The organism is Butyricimonas muris, assembly GCF_046365375.1.
Lineage (GTDB): Bacteria > Bacteroidota > Bacteroidia > Bacteroidales > Marinifilaceae > Butyricimonas > Butyricimonas muris.
On the sequence record NZ_JBKEIT010000003.1, the window covers coordinates 240,650 to 253,631 of the forward strand.

The 12,982-nt window shown below is 46.2% G+C and carries 12 protein-coding genes and 1 tRNA gene; 7 read left to right on the top strand and 6 right to left on the bottom strand.

Going from position 1 to position 12,982, the window contains the following annotated elements; translation table 11 throughout:
* Nucleotides 1-136: 136 nt before the first annotated feature.
* The 3 genes from ACK8P8_RS06410 to ACK8P8_RS06420 all read left to right on the top strand — a co-directional run bounded on the left by ACK8P8_RS06410 (nucleotide 137) and on the right by ACK8P8_RS06420 (nucleotide 3,370).
* Nucleotides 137-733 carry an acyl carrier protein phosphodiesterase gene (locus tag ACK8P8_RS06410; protein ID WP_369860687.1) on the top strand — a complete coding sequence of 199 codons (597 nt, stop codon included), beginning with the start codon at nucleotides 137-139 and terminating at the stop codon, nucleotides 731-733.
* Nucleotides 734-750: 17 nt separating this feature from the next.
* A complete protein-coding gene (locus tag ACK8P8_RS06415) occupies nucleotides 751-1,590 on the top strand; it encodes a mechanosensitive ion channel family protein (protein WP_227217839.1) in 840 nt (279 codons plus the stop codon).
* 136 nt (nucleotides 1,591-1,726) lie between these two features.
* Nucleotides 1,727-3,370: a B12-binding domain-containing radical SAM protein gene (locus ACK8P8_RS06420; RefSeq protein ID WP_369860686.1), complete on the top strand. Its 1,644-nt coding sequence runs from the start codon at nucleotides 1,727-1,729 to the stop codon at nucleotides 3,368-3,370.
* Between the two features lies 1 nt (nucleotide 3,371).
* Here ACK8P8_RS06420 and ACK8P8_RS06425 read toward each other — a convergent pair whose 3' ends face one another.
* Nucleotides 3,372-3,944: an anthranilate synthase component II gene (locus tag ACK8P8_RS06425; RefSeq protein ID WP_186975178.1), complete on the bottom strand. Its 573-nt coding sequence runs from the start codon at nucleotides 3,942-3,944 to the stop codon at nucleotides 3,372-3,374.
* A gap of 173 nt (nucleotides 3,945-4,117) precedes the next feature.
* Between ACK8P8_RS06425 and ACK8P8_RS06430 the strand changes: the two genes are divergently transcribed.
* The 4 genes from ACK8P8_RS06430 to ACK8P8_RS06445 all read left to right on the top strand — a co-directional run bounded on the left by ACK8P8_RS06430 (nucleotide 4,118) and on the right by ACK8P8_RS06445 (nucleotide 7,761).
* Nucleotides 4,118-5,365, top strand: a complete 1,248-nt coding sequence (locus tag ACK8P8_RS06430) for an MFS transporter (protein ID WP_369860685.1) — start codon at nucleotides 4,118-4,120, stop codon at nucleotides 5,363-5,365.
* Nucleotides 5,349-6,095 (top strand): lysophospholipid acyltransferase family protein, encoded by a 747-nt coding sequence (locus tag ACK8P8_RS06435; RefSeq protein ID WP_369860683.1) that lies wholly within the window; start codon nucleotides 5,349-5,351, stop codon nucleotides 6,093-6,095. Before ACK8P8_RS06430 ends, ACK8P8_RS06435 begins: the two co-directional genes overlap by 17 nt.
* 80 nt (nucleotides 6,096-6,175) lie before the next feature.
* Nucleotides 6,176-7,150, top strand: a complete 975-nt coding sequence (locus ACK8P8_RS06440; protein WP_369860682.1) for an aminodeoxychorismate synthase component I — start codon at nucleotides 6,176-6,178, stop codon at nucleotides 7,148-7,150.
* 11 nt (nucleotides 7,151-7,161) lie between these two features.
* Complete coding sequence (locus ACK8P8_RS06445) at nucleotides 7,162-7,761, top strand: aminotransferase class IV (RefSeq protein WP_369860681.1); 600 nt, start codon at nucleotides 7,162-7,164, stop codon at nucleotides 7,759-7,761.
* A 2-nt stretch (nucleotides 7,762-7,763) separates the two neighbouring features.
* Here ACK8P8_RS06445 and ACK8P8_RS06450 read toward each other — a convergent pair whose 3' ends face one another.
* The 5 genes from ACK8P8_RS06450 to truA form a co-directional block, all read right to left on the bottom strand.
* Nucleotides 7,764-8,465, bottom strand: a complete 702-nt coding sequence (locus tag ACK8P8_RS06450) for a hypothetical protein (RefSeq protein ID WP_369860680.1) — start codon at nucleotides 8,463-8,465, stop codon at nucleotides 7,764-7,766.
* A gap of 73 nt (nucleotides 8,466-8,538) precedes the next feature.
* A complete protein-coding gene (locus tag ACK8P8_RS06455) occupies nucleotides 8,539-10,362 on the bottom strand; it encodes a MutS-related protein (protein ID WP_369860679.1) in 1,824 nt (607 codons plus the stop codon).
* A gap of 428 nt (nucleotides 10,363-10,790) precedes the next feature.
* Nucleotides 10,791-10,863: transfer RNA gene (locus tag ACK8P8_RS06460), tRNA-Phe, on the bottom strand.
* A gap of 76 nt (nucleotides 10,864-10,939) precedes the next feature.
* On the bottom strand, nucleotides 10,940-12,094 hold the full coding sequence (locus ACK8P8_RS06465) for an Lnb N-terminal periplasmic domain-containing protein (RefSeq protein WP_099292157.1): 1,155 nt from the start codon (nucleotides 12,092-12,094) through the stop codon (nucleotides 10,940-10,942).
* Nucleotides 12,091-12,855: a tRNA pseudouridine(38-40) synthase TruA gene (gene truA, locus ACK8P8_RS06470; protein WP_369860678.1), complete on the bottom strand. Its 765-nt coding sequence runs from the start codon at nucleotides 12,853-12,855 to the stop codon at nucleotides 12,091-12,093. Before truA ends, ACK8P8_RS06465 begins: the two co-directional genes overlap by 4 nt.
* Nucleotides 12,856-12,982: the final 127 nt, after the last annotated feature.

The following is a 12,982-nucleotide window of genomic DNA, read 5'->3' on the forward strand; positions in this document are numbered from 1 at the left end:
ATTTGCCCTGCTTATTTGACAAAGATAATTAAATAGTCCGAGGTTTTTGTTATTTTCGCGTGGGTAGAGTTGTTAAAAATAGTCCTATTCATTTGAAACTTGTTATAGGCAATTAACGTTGAATCCGAGTAGTAAGATGAATTATTTGGCACATATATTTCTTTCAGGAGATAACCGGAAGATACAAATTGGAAATTTTGTCGGGGATGCGGTGAAAGGGCATGCCTATAAAAAGTTTTCCCCCGATTTCCGGAAAGGAATATTACTGCACAGGGCGATAGATGATTACACGGATCACCACCCGTTAGTGCGTGAAGCTATCGAACTGTCAAGAGGAGAATTTGGCAGGTACGCCGGGGTGATGACGGATATTTTTTTTGATTATTTCCTTGCAACGGGTTTCAGACGCTATACGGGAAAATCCTTGCGACGGTTTGCTTTCGGGTTTTACGCTTCGTTGATTGTGAATTACCGTTATTTACCGGAGCGTTTCAAAGGATTCCTGTGGCATTTTATTCTCACCAACCGTTTGGTGAAGTATGCTTCGTTAGCGGGAATCCGGCGTTCTCTGGAGATTATGGTCGAGTATAAAAATCTGGGAGTAGACCCAGATAAAGCCATTGGATTTCTCGCGGCGAACCGGGTACAGTTGCAGGGTATATTCGAACGATTTTTTCCCGATGTACAGAAAATGAGTCGAGTGAAGTTGAATGAAAATATGATTATTAACTAGATAAATAAAAAAAGAGTATGGAAGAATTATTTACAAATCCGTCTAATGTTTCTATGGATGCGTTTTTGAGCAGGATGGTAGATTTGGGGATTACCGTCGGCTCTAAAATTTTATTTGCTGTTATTGTTCTGATCGTGGGGCGTTGGCTCGTGCGGCGATTGAACAAGTTGGTGAACAAGATTCTGACCAAACGGGAAGTGGATGCTTCGTTGACTACCTTTGTAAGGAGTTTGGTGAGTATCACGTTGAACTTGTTATTGGTTATCGTGATTATTGGAATACTTGGAATTGAAACCAGTTCGTTTATCGCCCTCTTCGCTTCTGCCGGTGTTGCTGTCGGTATGGCGTTGAGCGGTACACTTCAGAACTTTGCCGGGGGTGTGATGATTTTGTTGTTTAAACCTTTCAAGGTGGGCGATTTTATTGAAGCACAAGGACAAAGCGGTACGGTGAGAGAGATACAGATTTTTAATACGATACTTACCACGGCTGATAATAAGGTGATCATTATCCCGAATGGAGGTTTGTCAACCGGCTTGATGAAGAATTACTCCAAGGAACCGACTCGTCGGGTGGATTGGGAGTTCGGTATCGCTTACGGGGATGATTACACGAAAGCGAGAGAAGTATTAGCTCGTTTATTAGATGCTGATTCCCGAGTGTTGAAAGAGCCGCCTTATTTTATAGCCTTGACTTCATTAGGCGCGAGTTCCGTGAATATCGTGGTTCGTGCTTGGGTAAATTCCGCCGACTACTGGGGTGTTTATTTCGATATGAACGAAAAAGTGTACAAGACATTTGCACAGGAGAATCTGAATATTCCTTTCCCGCAAATGGATATACATTTGCATCAATAGGTTTAATAAGGTTTGTAAAGTTCATAAGGTAAGATTCTGTTTGAAGGATTACCTTATGAACTTTTTTATTATCTTTCGCCCTCGAAATCTTGGAAGTCTTCCGGAACTTTATAAACCTTATAACATTATACACTTTATGAACTCATTAGTTTGGTTGGATTTGAATTCGTCATACGCTCATTCTTCTTTGGCTCTTCCGGTGATTCACGCGCAAGTGAAAGGAGATGAAGGGGATGTCACGTGGAGTAAGGTTTCGGCGACGATTAATTCAAACGTGGGGAGTGTGGTCGCGGAGATCGTGGAGAAGAAACCGGATATATTGGCTGCCACGGCATGGTTGTTTACTCATGAGGTGTTATTGAAGATAACTTCGCGGGTGAAAGCTCTGCTGCCGGAATGTACGATTATATTCGGCGGACCGGAGATGTTGGGTGATAACGGGGAGTATTTACGAAGATACCGTTTCGTGAGTTGCGTGTTCCGCGGGGAAGGGGAGATCGGTTTTCACGAGTGGTTGAGGGTATATGATCGTCCGGAGGATTGGTATTCGGTGACGGGACTTTGCTGGTTGGATGCCGAAGGAGTGTATCATGACGGCGGATTAGCGAGGGTGATGGAGTTTGAGCAGTTACAAGTACCGGAAACCAGTCGGTTCTTTGATTGGTCAAAGCCTTTCGTGCAGTTGGAAACGACACGGGGGTGCTTTAATACTTGCGCGTTTTGCGTGAGTGGTGCGGAGAAACCTGTGCGGGTGCTTTCCGTGGAGCGAATACGGGAGAGATTAACTGTTATCCGGGAGCATGGCATCCGGGATATACGTTTGCTCGACCGCACGTTTAACGGGAGCTCGGAACGGGCTATTCGTTTATTGCAACTGTTCCGGGAGTTTGCCCCCGCGATGCATTTTCATCTGGAGATACACCCCGCTTTGCTTTCCGATGAGGTGAAGGTGTTGTTGCGGGAGTTACCGACGGGTTTATTGCATTTGGAAGCGGGGATACAAAGTCTGCGGGAAGAAGTACTGCAAGCCTGCCGTCGAATCGGTAATTTGCAGGCGGCTTTGGATGGTTTGCGTTATTTGGCGGGATTGCCTAATCTTGTCGTGCATGCCGACTTGATAGCGGGATTGCCTTTGTATACCTTGGAACAGATGGTTGCTGACGTTCGGGTGCTGGCTTCATTCGGCACAGGTGAAATTCAATTGGAGTTGTTGAAATTGTTACCCGGCACGGTGATGCGGGAGGAGGCAGAGAGCTTGGGAATAATATATTCTCCGGATGTACCTTACGAGGTGTTGTGTACCCGGGAGATGAGCGTGGAGGATTTACGGCAAGCCCGGTTATTGTCCCGCTTGATAGACGGATTTTATAACGCCGCGGCATGGCAGGAAGTGGTGCGCCGCTTGATAGTTCATGATGAACATTTCTTGCCGGATTTCTTGTCGTGGTTGGAGAGGTTGGAACTATTGGAACAACCGTTGAGTCTGGAAAAACGGGGAGTCCTGTTATATGAATTTTGTGAAGATCGTTATCCGGCATTTTTAACGGATATTTCCGTGGCGTGGATCGTGGCGGGTATTCCTTTTGCCAAAGAACCGGGCAAACGGTTGAAACCTTGGAATAGTGAAATTCCGGGAGGCATCACGGTTGTAACGGGTGAATACACGGAAGTGATGAGGGTATATTATTTCATGGATGGGGTAAAGGAGTACTGGTTCGGTTTTGACCGGGGAAAGTCAGCATCGAAGCCTCTCTTTGTCGCTTGTCGGGGAATAGATTGAATTACAAGGTGATCCAGTTGCTTATGATTTCCTTTCCATGAGAAGTGATGATGGATTCCGGGTGATATTGGACTCCGTGGAGCGGGAGGCTTTCGTGATAAAAAGACATGATATTGCCCTCTTCGTCAACGGCGCTTATTTTCAAGCATGGAGGAAGCGTTCGCGTGTCAACAATCCAAGAGTGGTAACGTCCTACCTGCACGGGGGTGGCGATTTCATGATAAAGCGTGTCCGCGGAGTCGGTAATAAAAAGAGGACTCGCGTGCCCGTGTTTGGGATGCTCCAATTGTTGTAAGCGTGCCCCGAAACATTCGGCTATTGCCTGATGTCCAAGACATACGCCAAGTATGGAATGTGTATGTTTGCACCGGTCTATGAGAGGGAGCAGGTCGCCTGCTTCTGCCGGGATGCCGGGACCGGGCGAGAGCAGAAGTTTGTCGTAGCGGTTAAGAGCGGAAAAGTCTATGTTATCATTGTAGACAATATCGAATTGGCAATTTTCACATTCCCGTAAAATCTGAACGAGATTGTAGACAAAAGAATCGTGATTGTCAATGACTAGAACGCGTTTCATGAAGGCAATTTGTTTTTTTACTTTGCAAACTTTATAAACTCTTTCGGTTGCAAAAGTAGGAATTCGGAGCTAAATAAACTACCTTTGACCTGACAGTTTTTCGGGAGAAGCGCGTGATTCCCGGGGTTGCAATGAATTTGCAACTTGTAGTCTGTTGGTTATAAGTGTATGTTATGGCAAAAAGAAAAAATTGGTTCTCCCTGTTCTTCACGAATTATTTAGGAGTATTGAATGATAATTTCCTGAAGACATTAGCGTGCTTTATTTGTATCGCTTGGGTGGGTAAAGAGAACGAGTCAATGGTCGTCACGTTGGCATCGGCTGCATTGGTAATTCCCTATTTATTGTTTTCCCCGTTGGCGGGACGTTTGGCGAAGATATACAAGAAACGGAAAATCGTGGTATGGGCAAAGTTCGCGGAGATGTTGATCATGCTCGTGGCCGCGGCAGGGTTTCTGGCGCACTCGACATGGCTCGTGTTGGGCTCTATCCTTCTCATGGGATTGCAAAGTGCTTTATTTTCGCCTTCTAAATACGGGTTAATACGGGATATCGGGGGTGAAGAGGGTATTTCTTTCGGTTCGGGTGCAATGGAAATGTTTGCTTTCGTGGGGATTTTGACCGGAACGCTGATGGCTGCTTTCCTGTCGGAAAGCGCGGGTATTCCGGTGTTGTGTGCGATCCTTTTCGGGGTGGCGTTATTCGGTTGGTTGTCGAGTCTGACGATTCGTGCGAACGAGAGCGAACCGTTGAAAGAGAGTCACGAGACGTTGAATCCCTTGAAGTTCGTGAAAGATATGTTCTTGCGTGCGAAAGCTTTTAAAGGATTGAACCTTATCGTGGTAGGACTTGCCACATTTTGGTTTATCGGTTCCATGATACAGATGGTGCTTATCGTGTATTGCCGTTCCGATTTAGGGATGAGTGATTCGGAAACGGGTATCGTGATGTCGTTGGCGGCTATCGGTATCGGGGCGGGATGTTATCTGGCGGGAGTGTTATCCCGTCATGATGTCGAATTAGGGTTGGTGCCGTGCGGGGGGATTACCACGGGACTGATGTTGTTGGCAATTTTTATTTTTGATGCGGGGGGAGTGTTTTTTGCCATACTGGTATTCTTCGCGGCGTTTTTCAGCGGGATGTTCAAGGTTCCGTTGGATGCTTGGATTCAGGCAAACGTGAAAGGACGGGAGCTGGGGGATATGTTGGCTTATTCTAACTTGATCACATTCCTGTTTATGCTTTTTGCTTCGGGATGTTTCGGGGCGATAAATATGTTTTTTGATTCCAGAATTGTGTTTATTTTTCTTGCGGTACTGACATTCGCGATAACTTTCATCCTGTTTGTCAGAGTGACTGAAGTCCGGGAACGATTCCGTAAGTTGAGGATAGTAAAGTTTTTTTATGGTAGCAAGGTATAAAAGAGTATTGGCGGCTTTTTACCGGGGCGTGTTGAGTTCCCGTTACCGGGTACATTTGAAAGGAGCGGAATTGTTGACGGAGTCGAAGACAACATTGTTTCTGCCGAATCATCAGGCTTCGGTCGATCCGCAGATCGTGTGTTCTCAATTATTGCGTTACACGGATGTATCCCCGTTAGTGACAGAAGGGTATTTTAAGATTCCCGTTGTGGCACAGATACTTCATTTGATGGGAGCCGTGCGGGTTCCAGATCTTGAAAAAAGTCGTCGGGGCGTGGAAGTCGTGGCAGGATTGAACAAGGTCGTGGTGGACGCTTTGGCAGCAGGCAGAAACGTGTTGATTTATCCGGCGGGACAGTTGACCAACGGCGGGCTGGAGCATGTCGGCAACAAACAGGGTGCGTGGCAAGTGTGCCGCCAGTTGCCGGACGGAACGCGAGTGGTCGGTATGCGGATTCAAGGATTGTGGGGGAGTATGTGGTCTAGGGCCAAGACGGGAAAATCTCCTAATTTCTTGTGGACTTATATGAAAGCTGTCTTTTACGTGTTGGCGAATTTCATTTTTTTTGTCCCTCGTCGGGATGTGACAATAACCTTTGAAGATATCACGGGGGACGCCGTACGTTACGCGGAAGAAGGAAGACAGCCTTTTAACCGCTATCTGGAGAGTTTTTATAACGCGGAAGGAGAGGAGAAGCCGCTTTATTTGAAGCACCTCTTTTATAATTGAAAATGGAGAATTGAAAATGAACTCTTTCGTCGGTAAGCGGGGCGGAAATCATAAATCTAAAATCATAAATCTAAAATAGGATGACCGCGAATGAAATAAGAGAGCGAATGAATCTGTCGGGAGGTCGGCGGGAACCATTCTTGTTCGGGGTGGATTTCGAGTTGACAAAAGGCTTTTTTATACCTTCTCCTTTGCAACAGCAGGACATTCTTTTTGAAGTAGGAGGTGTGACCAATGTACCGGAAAGCAAGAATGTTCCGACAGGAGGATTATTCGAGCGACATCCGGTTTCCCGTGAGGAATACGAGAGGAAGTTTAATGTCGTGAGGCAAGGATTGATGAGAGGGGATTCGTTTTTACTAAATTTGACTGTTGCGACCGCTCTTGAAACGGATTGGACTTTGGAGGGGATATTTTATCGGGCACGTTCCCCGTATCGTTTGTTGGTGCCGGGTGAATTTGTCTGCTTCTCTCCCGAGATTTTCGTGCGAATCAAGGACGGGGTGATTTCATCTTTCCCGATGAAAGGAACCATTGATGCCCGTGTGCCGGATGCCGAGCGGGTGATTCTTGAAGATTACAAGGAGCATGCCGAGCATTATACCATCGTGGATTTAATCCGTAATGATTTGAATCGGGTTGCCGAGCGGGTGCGGATTCCTCGTTTCCGTTATATCGATCGTTTAGGTACAAGTAACGGGGAAATACTTCAAGTGAGTTCCGAAGTGGCGGGAGATCTGGCAGGAGATTATTTCTCCCGTTTAGGAGATATCGTGTTCGGGCTATTGCCTGCCGGTTCCATTTCCGGGGCGCCGAAACCCTCGACTCTGAATATTATCGCCCGCGCGGAAAAGGAATCCAGAGGTTATTACACGGGTGTATTCGGTTATTTTGACGGCGAAGGATTCGATTCGGCGGTAATGATCCGGTTTATCGAGCAACGGGACGGAAAGTTCTATTTCCGTAGTGGCGGGGGAATCACGATCAATAGTGACCGGGAAGCGGAATATAAAGAAGTGTTGGAAAAGGTGTATCTGCCGTTTTGTGATAATTAAATATATACGGTATGGAAAGTAGTTTCGTGGAAACAATCAGGGTGAATAACGGGCAATTTTGCCATTTGGCTTATCACGAGTGTAGGGCTAGGGCTACTTCCCTTGCTGTGTTCGGTTGTCCCTTGGAATGGGATGTTGCCGGAATGACTGTACCTGATGAGGCACGCCAAGGGGTGGTGAAGTGTCGTGTCGTGTACGATACGGTAATAAGGGACGTGACTTTCTCTCCCTATACTTTTCGGCGTATCGGTTCTTTACGGTTGATTGAAGATAACGCGATAGACTACCGTTTCAAATCAACCGATCGTGTCGCACTTGAACATGTATTTGCGCGACGGGACGGGTGTGACGATGTACTTGTCGTGCGGCAGGGGATGATAACCGACACATCATTCTCTAATATAGTGCTGGAAGATGCCACGGGGTTGTACACGCCCGATACGTTTTTACTCAATGGTACTCGGCGTCAGCGATTACTTGACGAGGGTGTCGTGCGGGAGCGTGCTGTTCCGGTGAGTGAACTTTGTCGTTATGACCGATTATACTTGATTAATGCCATGATCGGACTTGAAGACAACATATCACTTCCGTTGAGTGCGGTGAGATTCTGATATTATTCTGCCGTTGTCCGGTAATACACCCGTTTGCTGGTTTTGAATATCAATTCCATTTTATCGTAATTGACGAAAGCCTCGCTACGGAAATTCGTGAGCGGGTTGCTGGCAAACTGGATGTAATCTTCTTTTAACAAATACCATGTCCCGTTGGCTTCTCTCGTGGTATTGGCTGTGATATCGAGAATGCTGAATCTATAAGTATAGTCGGGATAAAGCGTGAACGTGAATCTCTCGGACGGTTTGATATTATTGGGAATATAGGTGATATAACTTCCGGTTAAAAGACGTGATGCCTGACATTTTGTTTCCGGGTTAAGACTGATGGCACGCGTGATAACGAGCTGCTGTCCGGGAATTTGTTCTACCTCGTCGTTGGGGGTAATATAACCATAAAATTGAGCGTATACCGGAGTCCCCTCGGGTAGATGTAATGCCTTGTATTCTTTCTCAACCTTGTAGGCCACCTCACCGAAGGTAATCGAAAGCGATTTCCCCGTGGCACAATCTTTTAGTGTTGCTTCTTTGCCTGTAAGCACGTATTCTCCGGCAAAATAGTAATCGGCAGCGGAGGTCGGCATGGCACTTAACACGGTATCCACGGATGTTGCAGGTTGCCGTGCTTCTTTTGTTTTTGCTTTATTTTTGCATCCGCAAAGGACGATGATGATAGATACGAATAATAACGCGTGTGTTTTCATTGCTTTTTTGTTTTAGAAGTAAAACGGGGAAAAAGCTTGAAAGGTTCACGTATTTAGAATTTAGATAGGGTATTTAGACCAATTTCATTTTTTCCAATAATATTGAAGCATTCATATTTTGACTGATACCGGGTTTCAACTTGTAGTCGTACACGATGTCATCATCGGTATGAGTGATCTCGAAACAACGATTGAAATAGTGCTCCGGTTGAGTATCCGCGAGCGCACCGAGTTCCAGATCATGCGTGGCAACGAGTCCGGCAATGGGAAGTGTCAGTAGTTTTTGCAGGAAACGACGGGAACCGTTGAGTTTGTCGCGGGAGTTCGTTCCTTTCAGTATCTCGTCGAGAATGATAAATGTTTTTTCTTCCCGCTCTGCCATGGTAACCAGCTTTTGCAGGCGAAGCAGTTCGGCATGAAAATAAGAGGTGCCCTTGGCAAGATCATCAACCGTGCGCATGCTGGTAAATATCGCCATCGGTTGAAACTCGAACGAGGAGGCACGTACCACCGCACCACAGCAAGCCAGCACTAGATTAACCCCGACAGCACGCAGGAATGTACTTTTACCTGCCATATTAGCCCCCGTGATGATATAGAACTCGTGAAGACGGTCAATCCCGAAATCATTTGTCACGCAACCTTCGGCGGATAGCAGGGGATGCCCGATAGCCGCACCTCGCAGGATCACGTCCGTGTTCAGCGCGGGAGTGACAAAATCCGGGTGGTTGTACTTGTAATTGGCGAGGCTGACAAGAGCGTCAAGTTCTCCCGTGGCGTTTACCCATGCCGGGATGGCTTCGGCGTATTCCCGTTTCCATGCCACGAGCCGTTTAAGTAAATGCAATTCCCTTAATAGTAGCCCGTTCAGTAATATGGCGACCAACACGTTAGTACGCTGGTCAAAACCTTCTTGAATCTTGCGCAGGGAACGGAGTGCCGTGTCCGCATTCGAGGAGGTGGAGAACAATTGCTCTCGAACGGATAGCAGTTGGCTGCTATGGCACGGGAAGTCGGCAAAATGATGGATTAACTCGTGCAAGTTGCTGAACGAACGTGTAAACTCATCCAACCGCAGGTGCGCCCGAAGCGTGCGACTCGCCGGGACATAGCAAAGAATGAGCGAGAGGCAGGAAAGCGTGAACGGGAGATTCCAAGCTATCACGGAAAAGATATTCAATATCCATGCGGAAATGGTGATTACCGGGAGAATATACAGAAACGGCGTGATCCAACGGGGCAATGATTCCCGCTCTTGTTGCCATTTTTCGATTTGTTGTATGGCGAGAGGGGATACCCGTTGACTGTTTCCCGTGGCACGAAAAGCGTGACACCAGTCCGGGTTGCCGCTTAACTCGCTTGCCGCTTGTTGCCGTGCGGTGATTTCTTTTTCTGACTTCAAGGGATTGAGCAACCACTGGCGCATCTTTTCCCTTCCGTGAGGAGTCACCGTCCGATTGACCGCTTGAAAAAGCGAGCTGTCACCGAAAAGATCGAGATCATGCGCGTAAGGATGCGTCTGATCTTTATATTCGTTTCCCGCGGGGAGGTGTTGCAGGTTTCCCGCCAGATATTCCAACTCCACTTCCGAACATTTTTTCAATTCACTCAGGAATGCGATCTTCTTCAATAATTTGGTTTCAAAAATGTTTATAACTATAAACAAGGCAATCGCTACAAAGAAAGCGTAAAGGTAAACGACAGCACTCGTGTTCGCGAACGTGTATATAAAAAAGACGGCCGAGAGGAATAGGATGATTTTTACTAGCGTGATCCTGTTCCGTTTCTGTTTGTGATTCTTCAACAGTGCGGTTACTTCTTCCAATTTGCCGTGATAGTATTGTTCAGGTTGTTGCATGACTCGTGTGCTGTTTTTCGCGAATATACGGCTAAACATGGAATTTTCATTGTTTTTTATGGTGAATCTATAGAGAACCCACTGTAAACCTACCCAAGTAATACCGTAATCCTACCTCATCTTCAGTTATGCTCCGTTTATCCTCTGAACTTCCTGTTATCTCCAATATAGAAATGCTGGAGTTAAAGCAGAGTAGCATCGGCACTATGTACTTATTACCCTAGGTCTTGGGTAGGTTTACAGTGGGTTCTCTATAGGAGTTTGTAGAGTAAAGAAGTGTATTTGGAGTATGTTAAATTTCAATTTTTCACAAGAATAGCGGTTAAGTATCTTTTGTATTTGATTACTCCATGTTTATGTCTGAATTCTAGTTTCTGGTTGACAAATTGGTTGACAAAACGGTCAAAAACACCTAAAAATAACCAAAAAGAAAAAGAGAGTCACTTTTGTAACTCTCTCTGATTCAGTGGTGCCACCAGGAATCGAACCGGGGACACAAGGATTTTCAGTCCTTTGCTCTACCAACTGAGCTATGGCACCATTTTGGAATTGCGAGTGCAAATATAGAGGTTTTATTTGAACTTGCAAGGCGTGGGATGCAAAAAGTGGAAAAATATTATTTCTGTACTTGTCGCAAACGGATGCAGAGGTATATCATCCACACGAAAATGACCATGGAGGCGTAAGGTACTGCCGGAATGAAAAGGAACCAGAGCAGGAAGCCGATGATTAGGACGTAGAGATATACGAAGATGTATTTGTTGATAATCCACGGTAATTTCTCTTTGCCGATAAAAAAGGCGGCGATGAGGTTGAGTGGATTAGCCCAAAGAGCGTTGAAGTTGGGGTACATCGTGGGATGTTTGGTGAAAAAGCAAAGGAAGACGATAAGGCAACCGATGATACCCGTGATGATAAAAAACGGGATGGCAATGGCTTTCAACAAGCGTCTGCTTCTGTATTTTTGCAGGAGCAGGATAAGTGCTAACGTGCAAACGGCAAAGACAAAAAACGGGGAAATGTACCACGGGTTATTGGGAGTCTGGTCTGGGGCTTGGTAAATCACTTTAATCGGTTCAACCAGAGGCTTGCCGTTGAAATAGGCAGAGTCCAGTCGATACATGAGGTAATCGGGCAGGAACATCTGTTCCCGGGTGGTCACGATAGAGGTTGCAGGGGAACCTAGAATGGTATGGATACCCCATTGCGTCCACTGGGAGCGGCAGAGATATTCGTCCAACATGTTCCAGAAACTCTTGGTGGAAGGTTCTGCTATCCACGTGATACTGTTGTCGGTGCTTTTCTCGACAATATCCCTCGCTCTGGTTGTACAGTTGTCGTAAAGGAAGTTATAGAGATAAGTCCGGTTTTGTGGCTGATAATTTTCCACGAGTAGATCCATGAGTCGTTGTTTCTGAATGGAGTCCAGATTCAAGATTTGCGAGTACACGCTACGTTCCTCGTAAACATAAGAGGCCATGAAGCGGTCGAAATCCGAACAGGACAATTGATAGGGAAGTAATCCTCGGGCGAACTTGAAATAGAAACCTTGCGTGTTGAAATCAAACGTGCCATAGTTGAATACGATATCCAAATTATTTGCCTTGTCAGTGACTCGGATGCCCGTGTGCCCGAAAAGAGAGTAGAGTTCATTTCCCGGTGCGCACGTGAGGATGCTGATCGTGGCATCTTTCGTTAGTTTGATTGCCGATGTGTTTCGGGCAAACATACATAGAAAAAGGATGAATAATATGAATATTTTTGTTTTCATGCTTCGGGTGTTAGTTGTGTTTTACATGGCGGATACTCGATATCGCAGAGGAACAGTGCGTTCCCGGGGACTGAAGTGCCCGCGTTGCAGCGGTTTTTGCTTTCGATGATTTGTTGGAATTGTTTCAAGTCGATCCGTTTCTGACCGATGTCTAGCAGGGTTCCCACGATAGCCCGTACCATGTTTCGCAGGAAACGGTCTGCTTTTATCGTGAAGACAAGTTGTTCGTCGGTTTCTTCCCATCCGGCTTGCATAATTCGGCAAATATTGGTTTTCACGTCCGTGTGGAGTTTCGAGAAACTGGTGAAGTCCTCGTAACGTGTAAGTAACTCGCATGCTTGATTCATTAACCGGATATCGGGTAGCGGGTGTGGAGTGTAGGCAAACGGGTAGGTGAACGGGTTCTTTGTTTTATTGATGTAATATTTGTATGTCCGCGAGAGCGCCGAGAACCGGGCATGAGCGTCCGGAAGAACGGGATAGATCTCTTTTATGGAGATGTGTTTCCCTAGGAAACGGTTAAGCTTGTCGGTCAGGGATTTCGTGTCCGCTACGGGGGTGTCGCTGTCGAAATGGGCGACAAAAAAGGATGCATGCACACCCGTGTCGGTACGTCCGGCGCCGGTTACGTTGATGTCTTGCTTTAGCAACAGGGACAAGGCTTTGTTTATCTCTTCCTGCACGGAAGGAGCGTTAGGCTGGATTTGCCAACCGTTATAACCACTTCCGTTGTAAGCTAGTTCTATAAAATACCTGTGCATATTTTTCCTTTTGAAAGTCCAAAATTAACACAATTCGGGGAGACTTGCAACCGTCGGTGTAAAGTCTTAAAATTTTAAGATGTTTATCCCGACATTATGGATTTTACGTTATATTTGTAAGTCCATA